Origin of the sequence: Streptomyces sp. NPDC053427 (assembly GCF_044544985.1) — a bacterium.
Taxonomy (GTDB): domain Bacteria; phylum Actinomycetota; class Actinomycetes; order Streptomycetales; family Streptomycetaceae; genus Streptomyces.
This window is the reverse complement of sequence record NZ_JBITYA010000015.1, coordinates 216,128-237,021: the sequence shown is the minus strand read 5'-3', so window position 1 is coordinate 237,021 and position 20,894 is coordinate 216,128. Positions and strand designations below refer to the sequence as shown.

Here is a 20,894-nt window from a genome sequence, read left to right as displayed (position 1 = left end):
TGGATTTCCCGGAGCACACTCTTATGCACGCCACACCCTCCTCCGCCCTGCCCGTGGGCCGGGGGCTGCTGTACGTCACCTTCACCGGCATTGTCTGGGGCACGGCCGGTGCCACCGCCGCCCTCCTCTACCGGGGCAGCGGGCTCGGCCCGCTCGCCGTCAGCTTCTGGCGCACCTTCGGCGGCCTGATGCTGCTGCTCGCCGTGCGGGCGGTGCTGCGCCGCCGGTCGTCCGGTACGGCCGCCGCCGCGGCCCCCTACGAGCCGGTACGCCGCCGGATGAGGCGGATCGCCGCCACCGGCATCGGCTTCGCCGTCTTCCAGACCGCCTATTTCGCCGCCGTCGAAGAAACCGGTCTGGCCGTGGGCACCGTGGTCACGATGGGGGCGGCGCCCGTCCTGATAGCCATCGGTGCGCGCGTCTTGATGGGCGAACGGCTCGGCGTGGGCGGGGTCCTGGCCGTGGCCGGGGCGGTGTCCGGACTGCTGGTCCTGGTCCTCGGCGGGGGCGACGCGACGGTGCGGCCCGCCGGCGTCGGCTACGCCCTGCTGTCCGCGGCCGGCTGTGCCGCGATGACGCTGATGACCCGGCGGCTGGGAAAGGGCGGGAGCGGTGATCCCTACGCCTCGACGATCAGCACCTTCGCGGTGGGCGCGCTCTGCCTGCTGCCGCTCGCGCTGGCGGAGGGGCTGTGGCCCCAGGCGCACGAGCTGGGCCGCAGCCTCCTCCTGCTGGGCTATGTCGCCGCCGTGCCGACGGCGCTGGCGTATGTGCTGTACTTCGCGGCGCTGGCCGTGGTGCGGGCCGCGACCGCATCCGTGATCCTGCTGCTCGAGCCGGTGTCGGCCGCGGCCCTCGCGGTGCTCTTCCTCGGGGAACGGCTGACGATGACCACGGCGATCGGAACCGGGGTGCTGCTGACGGCCGTTGCCGCGCTGGCGGTGACCGAGGCGCGGCGGGCTTCGACGGCCGTGGAACCGGCGGTGGTGCCGGCGGCGGGCTGACCGGGCGTGGCCGGCCGGCGGGTGGGCGCCGGCCGGGCAGCACGGCGGCTCAGCGCGTCGTGGCGGACCGCGCGGCCCGGCGGCGCTCCTGGTGGCCGCGGGCCGCCGCGTCGCCGGGGCCGTTCCGCTCGGCGAGGCGCTCGCAGATGCGCCGCTGGACGGCCTCGCTCCGCTTGCCCGCGTACTTGAACTTGGCGCGTACCTCGCGCACTTCGAGCCGCAGCCCACGGAGGCCGGAGAGCTGTCGGCCGTACGGCGCCTGGCCGGCGGCGACTGGAGCCGAGCCGCCCTCCGGCTGGAAGTGGCCCATCTGGCGCTGCAGCAGCGCGGCCTTGGCCTCCGGGTCGTCCACGACATGGGCGGTGCAGGTCAGCTGGACCGCGGCGTAGAAGCTGGTCGGGACGCCGTGCTCGGGCGGCTCGTCCTCCGCCGCCTGCCAGGGGCCGGGGATGAAGGCGTAGTCGTCCACCACGCTCAGCAGCACCGTGGGCCGCTCCTCCAGCGCGCGCCAGATGGGGTTGGGGCGGGCCAGGTGGGCGAGCACCTCCCGGCGGGCCGGGTCGTAGGCGAAGTGCGTCGGCTGCACCATCGGCGGTGCGCCGGATGTGCCGTTGACGGCCAGCTGGCCGAAGTCGTGTGCGGCGAGCCAGTCCTGCCACTCGGCGTCGTCGGTGGGGGCGTCCCAGGGATGGATCAGCATCGGGGCTCCTCAGCGGGCGGTGAGATACGGGGGCTGGGGCGTGCCGGGCGCGAGATCGTCGGCCGGTATGGGGGCGCCGTACACCGGGGCCACGGGCAGGACGCCGCTCCAGTACGGCAGCTCGAGATCCTCCGGCTCGTCGTTGGGGCCGCCGGTGCGGATCTTGGCCGAGACTTCGCGCAGGTCGAGGCGGATCACCGCGGTGGCGGCCAGTTCCTTGGTGTTGCCCGGCCGGGAGTCGGCGGCGCGGCCCGGGAGCACATGGTCGACGAGCGCGTCCAGGGCGGCCGTCTTCTCGTCCGGGTCGACGACCTGACGGGCGGTGCCGTGCACCACGACGCTGCGGTAGTTGATGGAGTGGTGGAAGGCGGACTTCGCCAGGACGAGGCCGTCGACGTGGGTGACGGTGACGCAGACCGGCAGGCCCGGGTCGGCCGTTTCGCCGGCCGTCCGCAGCGGGCGGGAGCCCGTCGAACCGTGCAGATAGAGGCGGTCGCCGACGCGGCCGTAGAGGGTGGGCAGGACGATCGGGTCGCCGTCACGCACAAAGCCGAGATGGCAGACGTATCCCGCATCGAGGATGGCGTGCACCGTGTCGTGGTCGTAGGCGGCGCGCTCGCGGGCGCGGGTGGGGACGGTGCGCTCGGTCGGCGTGTACGACGTATCCGGTGCCGATTCCTCGTGTGCCATTGCCTTCTCCATTGCACTAGTGCATAATCAAGTTTGTGCTAGGAGAGTATCGGATCGAAGGGCGGCGCGCATCGGAGATTGCCGCCAGCGTCGAGCGAGCCATCGGTGCGGGCGAGCTCAATCCAGGCGAAGTGCTGCCTCCGCTGAGGGAGTTGGCCGTCTATCTCGAGGTCAATCCCAATACGGTCGCCTCCGCATACCGGACGCTGCGGGACCGTGGAGTGATCGAAACCGCGGGTCGCCGGGGCAGCCGGGTGCGCCCCAGGCCCGCGAGCACCCCCCGGGAGGAGCTGCGGGTGGAGGCTCCGCCGGGCGTACGGGACGCCTCGGACGGCAACCCCGATACGGCGCTGCTGCCCGCCCTGGAGAGCGCGCTGGCCGAGGCCGCGGCGCGCAGCGCCCGGCGGGCCACGCTCTACGGCACGCCCTCCGTCGACAGCGATCTCGAGGCGCTGGCCCGCGCGGCCTTCGTCCGGGACGGCGTGCCCGAGGCCCCGATCGCCGTCACCAGCGGCTCGCTCGACGCCATCGAAAGGGTGCTCGCCGTCCATCTGCGGCCGGGTGACACGGTGGCGGTCGAGGACCCGGGGTGGGGCAGCCTGCTGGACCTGATCCCGGCGCTCGGGCTGCGTCCCGCGCCGGTCGCGGTGGACGACGAAGGGCCGGTGCCCGAGCAGTTGGCGCGCGCGCTCCGCGAGGGCGCCCGGGCCGTGGTGATCACCGACCGGGCGCAGAACCCCACCGGCGCCGCGGTCGGCCGCGCCCGTGCCACCGAACTCCGCGGGCTGCTGGCCGGCCATCCCGGCATCCTTCTCATCGAGGACGACCACGGCCACGGCATCGTCGACCTCCCGCTCCATCCGCTCTCCGGCGTCACCGACCGCTGGGTGCTGGTCCGCTCCACGGCCAAGGCCTATGGCCCGGACCTGCGCCTCGCGGTGCTCACCGGTGACGAGGTGACCATGGACCGGGTGCGCGGCAGACAGCGCCTGGGGCCGGGCTGGGTCAGCCATCTGCTCCAGGACGCGGTCGTCCATCTCTGGCGCACGTCCGCCATCGACCCGAAGCGGATCGCCGGGGCGTACGACCGCCGGCGGGACGCTCTCATACGGTCCCTGGCCGAGCGCGGAGTACGGGCGCGGGGGCGCAGCGGCATGAATGTCTGGGTGCCGGTCCCCGACGAAACGGGTGCCGTCGCCCGGCTTCTGCACTCCGGCTGGGCGGTGGCGCCGGGCGCCCGCTTCCGGATCCAGTCCTCGCCCGGCATCCGGATCACCGTGTCCGCCTTGTCCGACGACGACATCACGCCGGTGGCGGACGCCGTCGCCGCGGCCACGGGCGTCGGGGAGGCGCGGCGGTATGAGTGAGACCCGACGGGCCGAGGCGCCTTCGGCTGCGAACATACGGAAGGGCCGCCCGGCGGGCTGCGTCGGCCGCAGGTGTGGCAGCGGAACCGTGTCCGGCGGTGGTCGCCGGACCGTACCGGCCCGAAGCTGACCCGCTGCGATGTCGGCGAGGGAGTCGCCGAAGGGCAACCTTCCGCGATCGGCGGCGCTCTCGGCGACCGCGTCCGCCCGGCCGGTTTCGGGCGAGGGGCGTGAGGTTCACCGGGTCGGGGGTCGGCGGAAGTGTCGTACGGCAGGGAGGGGTCGGCGCTCTTGTTTCGGGCGGCGCTCGGGCGGCCCTTGTGCCGGGAGGGATCGGGGGATTCCTCGCGGGGCGCTGCGGGGGGCGCCCCCGACCGAGCGCGGGCACGGGTGCCGATGGGGAGGGGAGAGCCCCCGAGTTGGGGCTCGGGGGCTCTCCGGATGAGTGGCGTCGGGGCCGGGCCGGGCCAGGGCGAGCGCCAGGGCCGGAGCTAGGGGTGTCCGCAAAGTCCTGTCGTCCGCCCGGAGGGCGGGGCTGGCGGCGTCTGGTGCGTGCGATCGCAAGGCGGAGGGTCGTCCTCGTAGCGGGCTACGTGGACGATCCCGACAACGCAGCGAGCGTGCGTGCCAGGCGCCGCCAGCCAGGCGGGACTTTGCGGACACCGCCTAGGCCTTGCGTCGGGGTTTGCTCTGGGTGAGGGCGGCGCCGGCCAGGACGATCAGGGCGCCCACCGGGGTGTTCCAGCTCAGCCGTTCGTCCAGGAGGGCCACGCCGGCGGCGGTGGCGATCACGGGAATGAAGTACGTGCACATCTGGGCCGTGGTGGGGCCGATCTCCGCGACCAGGCGGTACTGCAGGACGAAGGCGAAGCCGGTGCCGAGTGCGCCGAGCGCGAAGACGCAGAGCAGCGGAGCGAGCGGGAACGACGTCGGAAGCGAGGTGAACAACGGCGCCACAACGGCCAGTTCAAGGGTGGCCAGCAGGAGCTGGGTGCCGGTCATGGCGACGGGGGAGTGGTCGACGCCGGCCAGCGTGCGGCGGACGTAGATCCAGCCGATGGGGTAGCAGAGCGAGCCGCCCAGTGCCATCGCGGTGCCCGTCAAGTCCGTACCGGAGAAGCCCTGCCAGGCGCCGAGGACGGTGAGCACGCCCAGGAATCCGAGGCCGAGCCCCGCGACGCGGCGACGGGTGGGGCGGTCCTCGGAGAGCGCGACGAGGGAGAGCAGCATGCCCCACAGGGGGGAGGTGGCATTGCAGATGCCGGCCAGGGTGGAGGGGATGGTCGTCTCGGCGTAGGCGAAGAGGGTGAAGGGGAGGACGTTGAGGATGGCCGCGGCCACCGCCAGATGGCCCCAGATCCGGGGGGAGCGCGGCAGCCGCTCGCGCTTGATCGCGAGGATCACCAGCAGGACGAGCGCACCGCAGGCCAGGCGGCCCAGGGTGAACTGCACCGGCGTGAAGCCCTGGGTGCCCACCTTGATGAACAGAAAGCTGAAGCCCCAGACCAGGCAGAGCACGGCGAAGCGGATCGGCCAGCCGAGAGCACGGCGGCGGGCGGGGCGGTCCGGAGCCTCGACGGAGACCGGGGCATCGGCGGAGGCCGGGACGTCGACGGAGACCGGAGCGTCGGTGGTCGCGGCGGAAGGGGGCGTGGTGCGGGCGGCGGCGGTGCCCGGGCCGGTGGCGGTGCTCATGCCGTCTACGATGCTGACCTCGACTTCTTAGCACAAGCGAGAATTCGTGGTAGGTATCGCGTAGCATTGCTTATGTGTTGAGCCTGGAGCGTCTACGGACCCTGAGCGCGGTCGCCCGCCATGGCTCGGTGAGCGCGGCCGCCGAGGGGCTGCACGTCACGACCTCGGCGGTTTCGCAGCAGATCGCCAAGCTGGAGCGGGAGACCGGGCAGCAGCTGCTGGCGAAGAATGGCCGCGGGGTGCGGCTGACGGACGCGGGACGGCTGCTGGCCGAGCATGCGGGGCGCATCCTCTCCCAGGTCGAGCTGGCGCAGGCCGAGCTGGAGGCGCACCGCGGCCAGGCGGTGGGCGAACTCCGGCTCGCCGCCTTCCCCACCGCGGCCCGGGGCCTGTTCCCGGCCGCGCTCGCCGCCCTGCGCACGGAGTACCCCCAACTCCGCGCGCGGCTGCGGGAGATGGAACCGGACGACTCGGTGCGTGGCGTGGTGCGCGGCGATCTCGATCTGGCGGTCGTCCTGGACTGGTACAACCGGCCGCTGCCGCTGCCCGAGGGGCTGGCGAAGGCCCCCCTGCTCGACGATCCGGCGGACGTGGCGATGCCGTCGGACCACCGGCTGGCGCACCGGAGCTCCGTCGAGCTGGAGGAATTCGCCGATGACGAGTGGATCTCCTGGCCGCAGGCCGAGTTCTGCCACGACTGGTTGATGTTCACCTTGCGCAGCAACGGCGTGGAGCCCCGCATTGCCCATATGGCGGAGGAGCACCACACCCAACTCGCCCTGATCGCGGCCGGGCTGGGCGTCGCGGTCGCCCCGCGCCTCGGCCGCGGCCCGGTGCCGGAGGGGGTGAGCGTGGTGCCCGTACGGCATACGATGCGCCGCCATGTCTACGCCATCTGGCGCGCGGACGCCGACCGCCGCCCCTCGATCCGGGCCGCCGTCGAAGCGCTCCAGGAGGCGGGGAAGGCCGTAGCGGGCCGCTGAGCCGTCGGAGCGGATCGAGGGGCGGCCGGTCAGGCCGGCGGGACGATGCCGCGGATGACACCCAGGTCCAGCAAGTCCTGTGGCCGGATGCGGAGTTGGTCGGCGGTGTGGTGCACCTCCTGCGCGTCGCGTTTGAGGATGGCCGCGGCCAGCTCCGGAGCGATGACGGAGAAGTAGCTGTCCGGGGTCGCCCAGAGATTGCCGGGCGCGGCGAGGGCCAGCGCGCCTCCCGAACCGCCCTCGCCGATGAGCAGCGACGTGATCGGCACCCGGGCCGAGGCCAGCGCGGCAAAGGCGTCGGCGATGGCCGCGCCGGCGCCGGCCCGCTCGGCCGCCGCGTCGTTCGCGGCGCCCGGGGTGTCCACGAGGGTGAGCACCGGGATGCCGAGCCGGTCCGCGAGCCGGACCAGCCGGGCCGCCGTCCGGAATCCGGCCGGGCGGGTGGCCGTACCGCACTGCGCGGCGAACGCGACGGTCCGGCCGTCGCGATGGCCGAATCCGCAGCGTATGCCGCTGTCGACGCCGCCGCACCGGTCGCCGCTGATCTCCTCCCGGTCGTCGAAGTACGCACGCAGATACGCCTCGGCGCGCGGCCGCCGGGCGTCCCGGGCGCGGACCACCGCGCGCCAGCCCGTCTCCGGCAGCTCGCGCTCACCGAGCGCGGACGGCGGCGGCACCGGACCGGGAGGGGCCGCAGCCGCCGGCTTCCCCGCCCCGCCCAGGAGGCGGAGCCACCGCTGCAGCGTGCCACGCAACCGGTCGGGCGGGACGACGGCGTCGATCTGCCCGGCCGCGAGCTGGCCCTCGGCGGAGTACGCGTGCGGGTCGGCGTCCGCCGGGCGCACCCGGGAGCCCGCGAAGCCGATCTGTGCGCCCGGCAGGGCGAGGAGCACATCGGCGCCCGCGCCGAGCGTCGCCCAGCCGCCGCCCGTCGTCGGATCCCTCAGCACGGCGATCCCCGGCAGCCCCGCGGCGCGATGGAGCGCCCACTGCCCGGCCACCCGCTGGAGCTGGGCCAGCGCCCGCATCCCTTCCTGCATCCGGCTGCCGCCCGTGGCGATCAGCGACACCAGCGGCAGGCGGCGCTCGCGGGCCAGGGTGTACGCGGCCTCCAGGCGGTCGCCGGTACGTTCGCCGAGCGAGCCGCCCAGATAGCCGAACTCGAAGGACAGCAGGACGACTTCGGTGCCGCCGAGGGTGGCGAGGGCGGCGACCACCGACTCGTCCTCGCCGGTCCGGGCGTGCGCCCGGGCCCGGGACGCGTCGTAGCCGCGCCAGCCCAGCGGCCCGTCCGGCCGGCCGGGCCCCGGATCCCCGGGCGCCGGCAGCTCGACGGAGGAGTCCGACACCGCCGCCATGGCCTGGCGGGCCGTCAGCCGCATACTCGGCATCGGGGCCGCGGCGTCGGACTCATGCATGGAGCTCTCGTTTCAGGATCTTGCCCATGTCGTTGCGCGGCAGCGCGTCCAGGAAGTGCACCACGCGGGGCCGCTTGTGCGGCGCCAGCTGGCGGGCAACATGGTCGGCGAGCTCCTGGCCGGAAGGCGGTGGCCCGGCGTCCGGGCCGGACTCGGCCACGATCCAGGCCACGATCCGCTCGCCGAGGTCCTCGTCCGGCTCGCCGGTGACGGCCGCCTCGGCGACCCCGGGGTGCGCCAGCAGGGCGTTCTCGATCTCGCCCGCGCCGATTTTGTAGCCGCCGCTCTTGATCAGGTCGGTGGCCTTGCGGCCGACGATGCGGTAATTCCCCGATGCGTCACGGACCGCCATATCGCCCGTACGGAACCAGCCGCCGTCGAACGCCGCGGCCGTGGCATCGGGACGGTTGAGGTACTCGACGAACAGATTCGGGCCGCGGACCTGCATCTCGCCCACCGTCTCGCCGTCGCTCGCCTCGATGGCCTGCCCCGCGTCGTCCACCAGCCGGACGTACACCCCCGGCAGCGGCACCCCGACCGTCCCGGCGGCGTCCGGGCCGTCCGCCCGCACGCTGGTGTTCATCAGCGTCTCCGTCATGCCGTAACGCTCGATCACCCGCCGCCCGGAGGCCGCCGCGATCCGCTCGTGATCGGTCAGCGGCAGCGCGGCCGAGCCCGAGACCAGCAGCCGCGCCCCGGAGAGCGCCTTGGCGAGCGCGGGGTTCTGCCCGGCCTCGACGGCGAGGCGGTGGTACATCGTCGGCACGCCGAACAGCATCGTGCCGTCCGCGGAAAGCTCCCGGGCGACCGCGTCGGTACTGAAGCGCCCCAGGTGGTGGACGCTGCCACCGCGGCGCAGCGGACCCAGGATGCCGAGGATCAGGCCATGGACGTGGAACAGCGGCAGGGCGTGGACGAGGACGTCGTCGGCGGTCCACTGCCAGGCGTCCTCCAGCGCGTCGAGGGTGCGGGCGATGGCGCGCCGCGGGAGGACGACGCCCTTGGGTGGTCCCGTCGTGCCGGAGGTGTAGACGATCAGGGCCGGTGCCTCGTCGACCGGTTCGTACGGGAGCGGCACCGGCTCGGACCCCTCCTCGGGCTCGGCCACCGTCACGTCGAGACGGGGGAGCGCGGCGAGCGCCGCCGGTAGGTCGTCGCCCGATGCGGCCAGGACCAGCGAGGGCGCGCTGTCCGCCACGATGTGTGCCAGCTCGCTCTCGCCGATCTTGGGATTCACCGGCACCGCGGCCACCCCGGCGAGCAGCGCGGCGACCGCGGCGACCGCGGTCTCCAGCGTCGGGGTCGCCCAGATCGCCACGCGGGTCTCGCCGCCGATCCGCCCGGCGAGCGGCACCGCCACCGCGGCCAGTTGGCGATAGCTGAGTGCGCGGTCACCGAAGCGCAGCGCGGGGGCGGGCGAAGCGTCGTGCAGTGCGGGGAAGAGCACGTTCACCAGATCTCCTTCGTCGTCGGCGCCCGGCCCGTGACGGCCGAGCCACCCCGCTCCCGCACCCGTGACGGTGGAGAACGGGCTGACCGCTCCACTTTCGCAGAGACCACCGACAATCCGATCTCCGACGGCGCGACGGACCATGTGATCTCGGACGGCTCGGCGAGGGAGGGCCGCCGTGACGGGGCGCGAAACCCCCGACGGCCGCGGCGGATCACCCCGGCATCTTGCGGAAGTCCCACGAAGCGAGGGAGTCCGGCGTCAGCCGCAGCCATGCGTGCCGCCCGTCGTGCGGCATCGCGTCCATCCCGAAGTACTTCGCCGCGAACAGCCGCTCCGGGACGTCCAGTTCGGGGCAGGGCTCGCCGGTACGGGGCGCCTCGCCGACGAACACCGCCTCGCCGGCCAGCTCGGCGCCGCGCAGCTCCCCGTACTCGTGCCCGTCGTCGACCACCACCGCGATCCGCGGATCCTTGCGCAGCTGGGCCCACCGCTTGCTGCGGGTGAGGGAGTAGAGCCACAGCGCCGTACCGTCCCAGACGAACCACAGCGCGCCGACATGCGGCGCGCCGTCCCCGCCGACCGTCGCCACCCGGCAGGTCCGCTGCGCCGCAAGGAACGCGTCGAGTTCCCCCCGCGTCATCATGATCCGGCGCCCGCGCCGCTGAGTGTCCGCCATCCGTCATCGCCTCCACTGCCGTCCATCGCGTACCGAACCGTCCATACCTGACGAGGTGTCAGGAATCACGGAGGAATCATGCGGGCTCTTCCTAACGGACGCAATGGCGGCTAGCGTCGCGCGCCTCGCACAGGAGGGGATCGCCCATGCCGTCGGACGCGCGACTCATCGAGCAACTGGACCCGGCCACCACGGTGCTGCTCACCGTCGAGTGCCAACGCGGGGTGGTCGGTACGGACAGCGCGCTGCCCGAACTCGCCGAAGCGGCCCGTACGACAGGGGCGCTGGCACGCATCGCCCGGCTGGTCGCGGCCGCCCACGAGGCCGGGGTCCAGGTGCTGCACGCGATCGCCGAACGCCGCCCCGACGGGCGCGGCGCCAGCCACAACGCCCGCCTGTTCAAGGCGGCCGAGCGGCTGCCCGTCCAGCAGACCATCGGGTCCACCGCGGTACGCGTCGCCGACCCGATCCCGGTCTCGGACGACGACCTGGTGGTGCGCAGGCTGCACGGCCTCTCCCCGCTCGCCGGCACCGATGTGGACGCCCTGCTCCGCAATCTCGGATGCCGGACGCTGGTCGTCACCGGGGTCTCGGCGAATGTGGCGATCCCCAACGCCGTGTTCGACGCCGTGAACCTCGGCTACACGGCCGTCGTACCGGCGGACGCCATCGCCGGAGTGCCCGCCGACTACACCTCCGCGATGGTCCGGCACACGCTCGCCCTGGTGGCCACCATCGCCACCACCGAAACCGTTCTGACCTGCTGGAAACGCCCCCGCCGCGCCCGCTGAACCGGGACGCCGTCCCGCCCCGGCCCGGCACCCCGGGCGAACGGTCCGCGCCCGTCGCCGACCGCTGCTGACACGCGTCCGCGCGGGGCCGGGCCGGAGGCCTCACAGTGCCGGGTGGCATCGGGTGCGGTGGGTGTTACGCCGCCGTGGCGTTGCCGGTCATGCCCGGGCAACACGCCCTTTCTAGGTTGGCGGGGACGGGATCGCCCCGCGCCGCCGGTCGCAGCGGCCCCGAGCCCGGGGTTGTCGGTCGGTGATCTGGAGGGGACTTCCTGTGGCTGAGGCGAAGGCTGCGACCGGGCGGGTGCGCACGGTCTGCTCGTACTGCGGCGTCGGCTGCGGGATCGTGCTGGACATCGCCGAGGGCGCCGACGGCCGGCGGACGGTGGCCAAGGCCTCCGGCGACAAGGAGCATCCGGCCAACGGCGGACGGCTGTGCACCAAGGGCGCGACGCACGCGGACATGCTGGCCGCCCCCGGCCGGCTGGCCACTGCGCGGGTCCGCGCCGAGCGGGGCGCCGAGCCGGTGGCCCTGGACGTGGATGCGGCGATCACCCGGACCGCCGGGCGCCTTCGGGAGATCCTCGACGAACACGGCCCCGACGCTCTCTCGCTCTACGTCTCCGGCCAGATGTCGCTGGAGGCGCAGTACCTGGCCAACAAGCTGGCCAAGGGCTTCCTGCGCACCCCCCGGATCGAGTCCAACTCCCGGCTGTGCATGGCGAGCGCCGGGAGCGGCTACAAGCTGTCGCTGGGCGCCGACGGGCCGCCCGGCTCCTACCAGGACTTCGAGCGGGCGGACGCCTTCTTCGTCATCGGCGCCAACATGGCCGACTGCCACCCGATCCTCTTCCTGAGGATGATGGACCGCATCAAGTCCGGCGGCGCCAAGCTGATCGTGGTCGACCCCCGGCGCAACGCCACCGCGGACAAGGCCGACCTGTTCCTCCAGATCCGGCCGGGCACCGATCTGGTCCTGCTCAACGGCCTGCTGCACCTCCTGGTCGAAGGCGGCTGGACCGACCCGGAGTTCATCGCCGAGTACACCGAGGGCTGGGACGAGATGCCCGGATTCCTCGCGGACCACCCGCCCGCGAAGGTCTCCGAGATCACCGGCATCCCGGAGGCCGACCTCCGCCGGGCCGCCCGGTGGATAGGCGAGGCCGGCGAGTGGATGAGCTGCTGGACGATGGGCCTCAACCAGTCCACCCACGGCACCTGGAACACCAACGCCCTCGTCAACCTGCATCTGGCCACCGGCGCGATCTGCCGTCCCGGCAGCGGCCCCTTCTCCCTCACCGGCCAGCCGAACGCCATGGGCGGCCGCGAAATGGGCTACATGGGCCCCGGCCTGCCCGGACAGCGCTCCGTCCTGGTCGAGGACGACCGCCGCTTCATCGAGAACCTGTGGGGCGTGCCGGAGGGCACGCTGCGCACCGAGGCCGGCGGCGGCACCGTCGAGATGTTCGAGGAGATGGCGGCCGGTGAGATCAAGGCGTGCTGGATCATCTGCACCAACCCGGTCGCCTCCGTCGCCAATCGGCGTACCGTGATCGAGGCGCTGGAGACGGCCGAACTCGTCATCACCCAGGACGTGTTCGCCGAGACCGAGACCAACGCGTACGCCGACATCGTGCTGCCCGCCACGCTGTGGGCGGAGGCCGACGGGGTGATGATCAACTCCGAACGGAACCTCACCCTCGTCCAGGGAGTCGTCGACCCACCCGGACAGGCCCTGCCGGACTGGCAGCTCATCGCCCGGGTCGCCTGCGAGATGGGTTTCGCCGACGCGTTCAGCTACTCCTGCGCCGAGGAGGTGTTCGAGGAGCTCAGGCAGGCATGGAACCCGAAGACCGGATGGGACCTGCGCGGCGTCACCTACGAGCGGCTGCGCCGCACGCCGGTGCAGTGGCCCGCGGCGGCCGTGACAGGTCCGGACCGCAACCCGATCCGCTACCTCAACGACGGCGTCAGCCAGGCCCTGGTCGAGCGCCCGGACGGCAGCCGGCCCCGGCTGGTGTTCCCGACCGTGTCCGGCCGGGCGTCCTTCTTCGCCCGCCCCCACCTCCCCGCCGCCGAACTCCCGGACGACGACTACCCCTTCGTGCTCAACACCGGGCGCCTGCAGCACCAGTGGCACACCCTGACCAAGACCGGAAAGGTCGCCAAGCTCAACAAGCTGGATCCCGGCCCCTTCGTCGAACTCCATCCGCAGGACGCCGCCGCGCTGGGCATCGTGGACGGCGACGGGGTGGACGTGGTCTCGCGGCGTGGCCGGGCGGTGCTGCCCGCGGTCGTCACCGACCGGGTCCGGCCCGGCAACTGCTTCGCGCCGTTCCACTGGAACGATCTGTTCGGCGAGTACCTCAGCGTCAATGCGGTCACCAACGACGCCGTCGACCCGCTCTCCTTCCAGCCCGAGTTCAAGGTCTGCGCGGTGACCCTCACCAAGACCAGGACACCGGTGCCCGCCCCCGGCCCGGCCGCCGCACGGCCGGTCCGCGGCGACCGGCGGGGCGCCGCGACGGCGGGGCCGCCCCCCGCCGCCGAGCAAGGTGCCGTCATGACCCGGTTGCACACGGAGACGAACGTGGCCACCTCGCCGGTCTCCGGCATCGCCGAACTGTTCGGCCTGACCGACCTGACCGCTCCCGCCCTCGCGGACCACGAACGCCGGTACCTGGCCGGCTTCCTGGCCGGGGTGGCCGCGGCCCCGCCCGGCCAGGCCGTGCCGACCCTCCCCGCCGACGCCCCGTTCGAGGCATCGACCGCCCTCTGGGTCGACGGCTTCCTGGCCGGCACCTTCTCCCGGACGCCGGGGCCGGTGACGGGGCCGCCCGGAGCCCCGGGGCGGTCCGCGGCGGAGCCGGCGCCCGCCACCGCAGGCGGCGAGCCCATGCGACAGGTCGTGGTGCTGTGGGCCTCCCAGACCGGCACTGCCGAGGACTTCGCCGCCACCGTCGGTGGGCGGCTGGCCGAGACCGGCCGTCCGACGACCGTGCACAGCATGGCGGACCGCGCACCCGCGGCCCTGTCGCCCGGCACGGACCTGCTGGTGATCACCAGCACGTTCGGCGACGGGGACGCCCCGGACAACGGGGCCGACTTCTGGCAGGCCCTCAGCGCCGCCGATGCCGCCCGCATGGAGGACGTCCGGTATGCGGTGCTCGCTTTCGGCGATTCCGCCTACGACGACTTCTGCGGCCACGGCCGCCGTCTCGACCACCGCCTCGACGAGCTCGGAGCCATCCGTCTCCTGCCGCGCGTCGACTGCGAGCCCGACCACGAAGAGTCCGCCGGCCAGTGGCTGGAGCAGGTGATCGCCGCCCTCGCGACCCCCACCGGGCCGACCGCCGCGCCGTCCGTCGGGCCGCCGGCAACTCCTGCGGGGCCCGCTCCCGCGGAAGGCACCGCGCGTCCCGCAGGCGCGGCCCGGCCGAGCAAGGCCGCCCCGTACCTCGCCCGGCTGTCCGGCAACCAGCTGCTCAGCCTGCCCGGCGCGGGCAAGGAGATCCGCCGGTTCACCTTCGACCTGGGCGAGAGCGGCGTGGCGTACGAGGCGGGCGACGCCCTCGGGATCTGGCCGGTCAACTGCGCCGGTCTGGTGGCGGAATGGCTCGCCGTCACCGGAGTGTCCCCGGACGCCGAGGTCCTGCTGTCGGGCCTGGAACCCATGCCGTTCGCGCAGGCGCTGCACCGCCACCTGGACATCACCCGCATCACCTCCGACCTGCTGCGTTTCGCCGCCGAGCGCACCGGTCACCGCGACCTCAAACGCTTGATGCGCCCGGACAACAAGGACGGCCTCGCGAGGTGGACCTGGGGCCGGCAGGCCGTCGACGTCCTCGCCGAGTTCCCGGTCCGGGTCGGCGCCCAGGAGTGGGCCGAACGGCTCAAGCGGCTGCAACCGCGCCTCTACTCGATTTCCTCCAGCCCGCTCGCCGACCCGCGCGAGGTCAGCCTGACCGTCTCGGTACTGCGCTACGAGGGGCCGTCGGGCCACCAGCGCAAGGGCGTCGCGTCGACCTTCCTCGCGGATGCCGAACCGGGCAACGAGGTGCCGCTGTTCGTGCAGCGCTCGGCGCACTTCCGCCCGCCGGCGGACCCCGCAACGCCCGCGATCATGGTCGGCCCGGGCACCGGAATCGCCCCGTTCATGGGCTTCCTGGAGCAGCGCCGAGCCCTCGGCCACCACGGCGGCAACTGGCTCTTCTTCGGCGAACAACGCCAGGCCACCGATTTCTACTACCAGCAGGAGCTGGCGGAGTTCCACCGGCACGGCACGCTGAGCCGCCTCGATCTGGCCTTCTCCCGCGACCAGCGGGCCAAGGTCTACGTCCAGGACAGGATGCGCGAGCATGGCGCCCAGCTGTGGTCCTGGCTGCAGGACGGCGCCCACTTCTACGTCTGCGGCGACGCGAACCGGATGGCCAAGGACGTCGACCGCGCGCTGCGCGAGATCGCCGTGGCCCAGGGCGGGCTGAGCGAGGACGAGGCCGCGGTGTACGTCAAGCAGCTCGCCACCGACAAGCGCTACGCCCGCGACGTGTACTGATCCGCCGGGCCCGGGTCCGGGCCGCCGGCCGGTCCGGTCACAGGCCACGTGCATTCCGACGGTTCTCCACCGGCACCCAAGATCGCATAAGCGAGAGCAAAAGCCCCCTGATGATTGCCACATGCGATGTGATGTAGTCGTCTCGCATCGCATCTGTGGATCGTGAGGTGAGTCGGTGACCGTCCTGGTGGTGGAGCACGTGCCCGGTGAGGGGCCGTATGCGATCGGCGAGGCGATCGCCGCGGCCGGTCTGCGCATGAGGGTGTGCCGGGTGTGGGCGGGCGACCCCGTGCCGGGGAGTCTGGACGGGGTGGCGGCGCTGGTGGTGATGGGCGGGCCGATGTCGGCGTGCGGCGACGACGGCTTCCCCACGCGGTCGGCCGAGGTGGCGCTGCTGCGGTCGGCGCTGGCCGCCGGGGTGCCCGTGCTGGGGGTGTGCCTGGGGGCGCAGCTGCTGGCGCTCGCGGCGGGCGGGGTGGCCCGTCCGGGGTGGGGGCCGCAGATCGGCTGGGGGGAGATACGGACGCGGGAGGCGGCGAGCCGGGATCCGCTGCTCGCCGGGGCGCCGAAGCGGTGGCGGGTGCTGCACTGGCACGGCGACACCATGGACCTTCCGGCCGCGGCCGTGCCGCTGGCCTCCTGCGACCGGTATCCGGTGCAGGCGTTCCGGGTGGGCGGCTCCGCGTGGGGGCTGCAGTTCCACCTGGAGGTCGACGCGGCGGCCGTGGACGCCTTCGTGACGGCGTTCCCCGAGGAGGCGGCGACCGCCCCCGGCCTGAGGGAGGCCGCCCCGGCGGAGCTGGCCGCGCTGGCCCCGCACCGGGACCGGGTGTTCGGGCGGTTCGCCGCGCTGGTGGCGGCCCGCGCCGAGCACACCGCCACCCGCACCTTCTTCGCCCCGCGGGCCGATGCCTGGGAGATGCGGTTCGCCGCCGACGCCCCGCGCTACGCGGCGGCCGTCGCCCGTATGCGGCTGCGCCCCGGCCAGACCGCGCTGGACCTGGGCTGCGGCACCGGGCGGGCGCTGCCCGCGCTGCGCGCGGGGGTCGGGGACGACGGCGCGGTCCTGGGAGTGGACGTCACCGAGGCCATGCTCGCGGCCGCCGCCCGCGCCGGGCGCATCGGCCCGGCCCGGCTGCTGCTGGCCGACTGCCACCGCCTGCCCCTGGCCCCGGGCAAGGTCGACGGCATCTTCACGGCCGGGCTCCTCGACCACCTCCCCGACCCGCCCGCCGCCCTGCACGAATGGGCCCGCGTCACCGCGCCCGGCGGCACCCTCCTGCTCTTCCATCCATCCGGCCGCGTCGAACGCGCCGCCCGTCACGGCCGCCCGCTCAGCCCCGACGACCCCCTGGCCGAGCCGAATCTGCGGCCCGCGCTCCACCACGCAGGCTGGGCGTTGGACGAGTACGACGACGCCGGGGAGTACTTCCTGGCCCGCGCCGTCCGGGCCCGATGACCGCTCGGCCCGGCGCCGCCGCGAAGACCGCCGCGTGACGCACGAGGTGCGCCCGGCGGTCGGGGCCGCCGACCGGCTCCGGTGCCGCGGGCGTGGGGGAGTGCCAGGCGCACCCCCGCCTCCGTATAACCCCCATTCGTAGCTTGACAGGTTAGGTTTTGGGTGGTTGGCTCGTACTCGTACTAACCATTTAAAGTCCCTATGCCGGTTATAAGTCGGTGGGAAGTCGAGTCTGCCGGCCCGGCACGGAACGGAGCAGACATGACGACCCTCCATCACCGTTACGCGACCGTGCGCGGGCAGCGGCTGTTCTACCGGGAAGCCGGGCCGGCCGACGCGCCGACCGTGGTGCTGCTGCACGGCTTCCCCACCAGCTCGTTCATGTTCCGGAACCTGATTCCGCTGCTCGCCGACCGGTATCACGTGATCGCCCCCGACCATCTGGGCTTCGGCCTGTCCGACGCGCCGCCCGCCGAGGAGTTCGACTACACCTTCGACGCCCTGACGGACCTGACCGCGGACCTGCTGGAGCAGCTCGGCGTCACCCGGTACGCCCTGTATGTCCAGGACTACGGGGCGCCCGTCGGCTGGCGGCTCGCCGTCAGGGACCCGGCGGCGGTCACCGCGATCATCACCCAGAACGGCAACGGCTACGAGGCAGGATTCGCCGAGGAGTTCTGGAAGCCGGTGCGGGAGTTCTGGCAGGAACGCACCCCGGCGACCGAGGCGCCGGTGCGCGGGGCGCTGACCCTGGAGGCCATCCGGTGGCAGTACCTGCACGGCGTGGCGGACGAGACCCTGGTCAGCCCCGACACCTGGCATCACGACTTCGCCCTGGTGTCCCGGCCCGGCAACGACGCGGTGCAGCTGGACCTGTTCGCCGACTACGCCAACAACCTCCCGCTCTACCCGCGGCTGCACGCCTATCTGCGCGACAGCCGGGTCCCGCTGCTGGCCGTCTGGGGCCGCAACGATGAGATCTTCGGCCCCGAGGGCGCGCTCGCCTTCGCCGACGACGCTCCCGGCGCCGAGATCTGCCTGCTCGACGGCGGCCACTTCCTGCTCGAAAGCCACCTGGATGCCGCCGCGGGCACCGTCCGCCGGTTCCTCGACAGAACGCTTCTGTGACCGGAACCCGGTCCGCGGCGGCGCCCGCTCCCCGGGCGTGATCGACACCGGCGCCGGGGACGCCTCGGTGAGAGCATGGCAGGGCGGGCCGCTGCGCCGATATCGGCGCCCCGCGTCGTCCGGCCCGGCGCATCGGCACTGCCGACGCCGTGGCCGACGGGGTCCTCCCCGCCGTGACCGGCGCCCTTCCGGCCGGCGTGCCGCCGGGCATCGACGGCGGTAGGTCGCCGACCCGCACTCCCCGCCCGGGCGGACATGTGCCCGGGTGTCTCCGGAAGGATCACCACGATGGGCCTTTCCTGGCAGCAAGGGCCGCTCGCCCCGGGCGCGGTCGGCCGATTCCTCGTCCCCGGTCCGCTGCCCGAGCGGATGCCGTTCGCCGAGCCGCTGCGCCGGCGGATGCGGGTCCGCTTCGGCGGCGCCTGGATCGCCGACAGCGAAGACGTCGTACTGCTGCACGAGCCGGGCCGCTACCCCGTGGCCTACTTCCCGCTCGGCGACGTCACCGACGACGTCCTGCAGCCCGGCGAGCACACCACCCGGCACCGTGACCTCGGCCCGACGGTCTGGTACACCGTCCGGGCCGGCGGGCACAGCACCCCGCGCGCGGCCTGGCAGCACACGGAACTGCCCCGCTACGCAGGCGAGTTGGAGGGGCGGGTGGCGTTCGCGTGGCGGGCGATGGACGCCTTCTACGAAGAGGACGAGCGGATCGTCGGTCACGCCGCCGACGGCTATCACCGCATCGACATCCGCCGAACCAGCCGCCATCTCGTCGTCCGCGGCGGCGACGGGATCGTTGCCGACACCACCAGCCCGCTGGTCCTGTACGAGTCCGGGTTCGCACCCCGCTGGTACGTCCCGCGCGCCGATGTCGACGCGTCCGCGCTCACGGCCGCCGAGGGCCGAACGTTCTGCCCGTACAAGGGCTTGGCCAGCTACTACGACATCGCCGGCGCCCGTCGCGCGGCGTGGTCGTACGAGGACGCCTGGACCGAGGTCCGGCGCATCAGCGGGCTGCTGTCGTTCGAAGCGGACCAGGTCGAGGTGCGGCTCGACGGCACCCGGCTGCGCCCGGAGCCCGGACAGGGCGTGGTCGCGCACGGCGTCGACCGCGACCTCACGCTCGACGAAGCGTCTCCGGGACGGCATCCATGACCGCCGTCGGAGAGGCCGTCGCCGCGGAGGGGAAGACCCGGCCGCCCGTCTTGCTGTCCGTGAACGTCGGCCTGCCGCAGAACGTTTCCTGGCAGGGCCGGACCGTCTACACCGGCGTCTGGAAACACCCCGTGCCCGGCCCGGCGAGGGTGCGCCGGCTCAACATCGACGGCGACGGTCAGGGCGACACCCAGGGCCATGGCGGCGAGCAGCGGGCGGTACTCGTCTACCAGATCGAGTCCTACCGGTACTGGCAACGGCACTTCGGACGCGACGACTTCGGCTACGGCCAGTTCGGGGAGAACCTCACCGTCGACGGCCTGGCCGACGACGAGGTCTGCATCGGCGACCGCTACCGCATCGGCGAGGCCGAGTTCGAGGTCACCCAGCCCCGGGTCACCTGCTACCGCGTCGGCCTGCGCCTGGGCGAACCCGAGCTGCCCGCGCTGCTGGTCAGCCACCACCGCCCCGGCTTCTACATGCGGGTCATCCGCGAGGGACGGATCCGGGCCGGCGACCGGATCATCAAGACCAGGGCCGGACCCGGCGCGCTGACCGTGGCCGCCGCCGACGCGCTGCTCTACCTCCCCGGCCGGGACCCCGCCACGCTGCGCCTCGCCACCCGGATCCCCGCCCTGAGTCCGGGCTGGCAGGACTCGTTCCGCGATCTGCTCAAGGCCGCCGACATGCCGGGCAGCGCGGCCGCGCCAGCGGACACCGAGCCGGCATGGCCGGGGTTCCGCGCGTTGCGGGTGACCAGAACGGTCCCCGAAAGCGCGACGGTCCGCTCCCTCCACCTGGCCGCCGCGGACGGGACCCGGCTCCCGGCTGCCCGGGCCGGTCAGTACCTGACGCTGCGGATTCCCGACGCAGGACAGCCTGCCCCGGTGCGCAGCTACTCCCTGTCCTCCGCGCCGGACGACGGCAGCTACCGGATCAGCGTCAAGCGCGAGGCGCACGGCACCGCGAGCAGGTACCTGACCACCGAGCTGCGGACGGGCGCGGTGCTCGACGCCGCGGCGCCCCGCGGCACCTTCGTCCTCGACGAGGACACCGGCCCGGTCCTCCTCGTCTCTGCCGGTATCGGCCTGACTCCGGTGCTGGCCATGCTGCATGAGCTGGCGGGTTCCGGCAGCGGCCGCACGGTCTGGTGGATCCACGGTGCGCGCGGCCCGCGGGAACATCCGCTGGCCGCCGAAGCGCACGATCTGCTCGCCTCGCTGCCCCGCGCCCGCGAGCACATCTTCTACAGCGCCGCCACGCCCGAGGAACGCCGCCGCGTTCACGCCGCCCCCGGTCGCGTCACCGGGGACAAGCTGATCGCTCTGGACCTCCCGGCCGACGCGACCGCGTACGTCTGCGGACCGGCCGCGTTCATGGCCGACGTGGGGGAGGCCCTCGCAACGGCCGGGATCGCTCCCGCCCGCATCCACACCGAGCTGTTCGAGGCCCTGCCCCCCATCAACCCCGGCCTGACCGGACAGCCCCGCCGGCCGCCGCACCAGCCACCCGGGCCGCCCGGAACCGGCCCGCTGGTGACCTTCGCCCGCAGCGGCATCTCCACGCCGTTCCCCGCCACCGAGCGCAGCGTGCTCGAACTGGCCGAGGCCTGCGACGTCCCGGCCCGCTGGAGTTGCCGCACCGGCGTCTGCCACACCTGCGTCACGCCCCTGCTGTCCGGCGAGATCACCTACTCGCCGGCCCCGCTGGAGCCCCCCGCCGCCGGACAGGTACTCACCTGCTGCGCCCGGCCCGGCAACGACGTCGTCCTGGACATGTGAAGCAGCCGCTGCCGGGACGGAACGGAGCGATGCCGC

The 20,894-nt window shown here is 73.6% G+C and carries 15 protein-coding genes; 9 read left to right on the top strand and 6 right to left on the bottom strand.

Features of this window, described 5'->3' with window-relative positions:
• The first annotated feature begins 23 nt into the window (after nucleotides 1-23).
• Nucleotides 24-1,004, top strand: a complete 981-nt coding sequence (locus ACIGWZ_RS35185; RefSeq protein ID WP_400071328.1) for a DMT family transporter — start codon at nucleotides 24-26, stop codon at nucleotides 1,002-1,004.
• A 49-nt stretch (nucleotides 1,005-1,053) separates the two neighbouring features.
• Here the strand turns inward: ACIGWZ_RS35185 and ACIGWZ_RS35180 are convergent, their stop codons facing one another.
• Together ACIGWZ_RS35180 and ACIGWZ_RS35175 are read right to left on the bottom strand one after the other, a co-directional pair.
• The gene (locus tag ACIGWZ_RS35180; RefSeq protein WP_400071326.1) at nucleotides 1,054-1,704 is read right to left on the bottom strand and encodes an FMN-binding negative transcriptional regulator; all 651 of its coding nucleotides are present in this window, start codon (nucleotides 1,702-1,704) and stop codon (nucleotides 1,054-1,056) included.
• Between the two features lie 9 nt (nucleotides 1,705-1,713).
• Nucleotides 1,714-2,394 (bottom strand): pyridoxamine 5'-phosphate oxidase family protein, encoded by a 681-nt coding sequence (locus ACIGWZ_RS35175; protein WP_400071324.1) that lies wholly within the window; start codon nucleotides 2,392-2,394, stop codon nucleotides 1,714-1,716.
• Nucleotides 2,395-2,429: 35 nt separating this feature from the next.
• Here ACIGWZ_RS35175 and ACIGWZ_RS35170 point away from each other — a divergent pair, with 35 nt between their 5' ends.
• Entirely contained in the window at nucleotides 2,430-3,761 is a 1,332-nt protein-coding gene (locus ACIGWZ_RS35170; RefSeq protein ID WP_400071322.1) for an aminotransferase class I/II-fold pyridoxal phosphate-dependent enzyme, read from the top strand.
• A gap of 666 nt (nucleotides 3,762-4,427) precedes the next feature.
• On the opposite strand, the gene ACIGWZ_RS35165 is transcribed toward ACIGWZ_RS35170, so the two are convergent.
• A complete protein-coding gene (locus tag ACIGWZ_RS35165) occupies nucleotides 4,428-5,456 on the bottom strand; it encodes a DMT family transporter (protein ID WP_400071320.1) in 1,029 nt (342 codons plus the stop codon).
• Nucleotides 5,457-5,530: 74 nt separating this feature from the next.
• Between ACIGWZ_RS35165 and ACIGWZ_RS35160 the strand changes: the two genes are divergently transcribed.
• Nucleotides 5,531-6,439, top strand: a complete 909-nt coding sequence (locus ACIGWZ_RS35160; protein ID WP_400071318.1) for a LysR family transcriptional regulator — start codon at nucleotides 5,531-5,533, stop codon at nucleotides 6,437-6,439.
• Between the two features lie 29 nt (nucleotides 6,440-6,468).
• Here ACIGWZ_RS35160 and ACIGWZ_RS35155 read toward each other — a convergent pair whose 3' ends face one another.
• The 3 genes from ACIGWZ_RS35155 to ACIGWZ_RS35145 all read right to left on the bottom strand — a co-directional run bounded on the left by ACIGWZ_RS35155 (nucleotide 6,469) and on the right by ACIGWZ_RS35145 (nucleotide 9,986).
• Complete coding sequence (locus ACIGWZ_RS35155) at nucleotides 6,469-7,797, bottom strand: carboxyl transferase domain-containing protein (RefSeq protein ID WP_400071386.1); 1,329 nt, start codon at nucleotides 7,795-7,797, stop codon at nucleotides 6,469-6,471.
• A 52-nt stretch (nucleotides 7,798-7,849) separates the two neighbouring features.
• Nucleotides 7,850-9,310, bottom strand: coding sequence for an acyl-CoA synthetase (locus ACIGWZ_RS35150; RefSeq protein ID WP_400071316.1), 1,461 nt, complete (start codon nucleotides 9,308-9,310; stop codon nucleotides 7,850-7,852).
• 211 nt (nucleotides 9,311-9,521) lie between these two features.
• Complete coding sequence (locus ACIGWZ_RS35145; protein ID WP_400071314.1) at nucleotides 9,522-9,986, bottom strand: pyridoxamine 5'-phosphate oxidase family protein; 465 nt, start codon at nucleotides 9,984-9,986, stop codon at nucleotides 9,522-9,524.
• A gap of 146 nt (nucleotides 9,987-10,132) precedes the next feature.
• On the opposite strand from ACIGWZ_RS35145, the gene ACIGWZ_RS35140 reads away from it, so the two are divergent.
• From ACIGWZ_RS35140 to ACIGWZ_RS35115, 6 genes are all read left to right on the top strand, one after another.
• Complete coding sequence (locus ACIGWZ_RS35140) at nucleotides 10,133-10,777, top strand: cysteine hydrolase (RefSeq protein ID WP_400071311.1); 645 nt, start codon at nucleotides 10,133-10,135, stop codon at nucleotides 10,775-10,777.
• 274 nt (nucleotides 10,778-11,051) lie between these two features.
• Nucleotides 11,052-15,332: a molybdopterin-dependent oxidoreductase gene (locus ACIGWZ_RS35135; protein WP_400071309.1), complete on the top strand. Its 4,281-nt coding sequence runs from the start codon at nucleotides 11,052-11,054 to the stop codon at nucleotides 15,330-15,332.
• Nucleotides 15,333-15,507: 175 nt separating this feature from the next.
• The gene (locus ACIGWZ_RS35130) at nucleotides 15,508-16,791 is read left to right on the top strand and encodes a methyltransferase domain-containing protein (RefSeq protein WP_400071307.1); all 1,284 of its coding nucleotides are present in this window, start codon (nucleotides 15,508-15,510) and stop codon (nucleotides 16,789-16,791) included.
• 261 nt (nucleotides 16,792-17,052) lie between these two features.
• Complete coding sequence (locus ACIGWZ_RS35125; protein WP_400071305.1) at nucleotides 17,053-17,919, top strand: alpha/beta fold hydrolase; 867 nt, start codon at nucleotides 17,053-17,055, stop codon at nucleotides 17,917-17,919.
• Nucleotides 17,920-18,207: 288 nt separating this feature from the next.
• On the top strand, nucleotides 18,208-19,077 hold the full coding sequence (locus ACIGWZ_RS35120; RefSeq protein WP_400071303.1) for a DUF427 domain-containing protein: 870 nt from the start codon (nucleotides 18,208-18,210) through the stop codon (nucleotides 19,075-19,077).
• Nucleotides 19,074-20,858 carry an MOSC domain-containing protein gene (locus tag ACIGWZ_RS35115; protein ID WP_400071301.1) on the top strand — a complete coding sequence of 595 codons (1,785 nt, stop codon included), beginning with the start codon at nucleotides 19,074-19,076 and terminating at the stop codon, nucleotides 20,856-20,858. The genes ACIGWZ_RS35120 and ACIGWZ_RS35115 overlap by 4 nt, the downstream gene beginning before the upstream one ends.
• The last annotated feature ends 36 nt before the right edge of the window (nucleotides 20,859-20,894 follow it).

What these genes read in the sequence shown, in the direction of transcription:
- ACIGWZ_RS35155 (WP_400071386.1), bottom strand. Translation starts at nt 7,797, where the DNA reads ATGGCGGCGGTGTCGGACTCCTCCGTCGAGCTGCCGGCGCCCGGGGAT.
- ACIGWZ_RS35180 (WP_400071326.1), bottom strand. Translation starts at nt 1,704, where the DNA reads ATGCTGATCCATCCCTGGGACGCCCCCACCGACGACGCCGAGTGGCAG.
- ACIGWZ_RS35145 (WP_400071314.1), bottom strand. Translation starts at nt 9,986, where the DNA reads ATGGCGGACACTCAGCGGCGCGGGCGCCGGATCATGATGACGCGGGGG.
- ACIGWZ_RS35125 (WP_400071305.1), top strand. Translation starts at nt 17,053, where the DNA reads ATGACGACCCTCCATCACCGTTACGCGACCGTGCGCGGGCAGCGGCTG.
- ACIGWZ_RS35120 (WP_400071303.1), top strand. Translation starts at nt 18,208, where the DNA reads ATGGGCCTTTCCTGGCAGCAAGGGCCGCTCGCCCCGGGCGCGGTCGGC.
- ACIGWZ_RS35165 (WP_400071320.1), bottom strand. Translation starts at nt 5,456, where the DNA reads ATGAGCACCGCCACCGGCCCGGGCACCGCCGCCGCCCGCACCACGCCC.
- ACIGWZ_RS35140 (WP_400071311.1), top strand. Translation starts at nt 10,133, where the DNA reads ATGCCGTCGGACGCGCGACTCATCGAGCAACTGGACCCGGCCACCACG.
- ACIGWZ_RS35175 (WP_400071324.1), bottom strand. Translation starts at nt 2,394, where the DNA reads ATGGCACACGAGGAATCGGCACCGGATACGTCGTACACGCCGACCGAG.
- ACIGWZ_RS35185 (WP_400071328.1), top strand. Translation starts at nt 24, where the DNA reads ATGCACGCCACACCCTCCTCCGCCCTGCCCGTGGGCCGGGGGCTGCTG.
- ACIGWZ_RS35115 (WP_400071301.1), top strand. Translation starts at nt 19,074, where the DNA reads ATGACCGCCGTCGGAGAGGCCGTCGCCGCGGAGGGGAAGACCCGGCCG.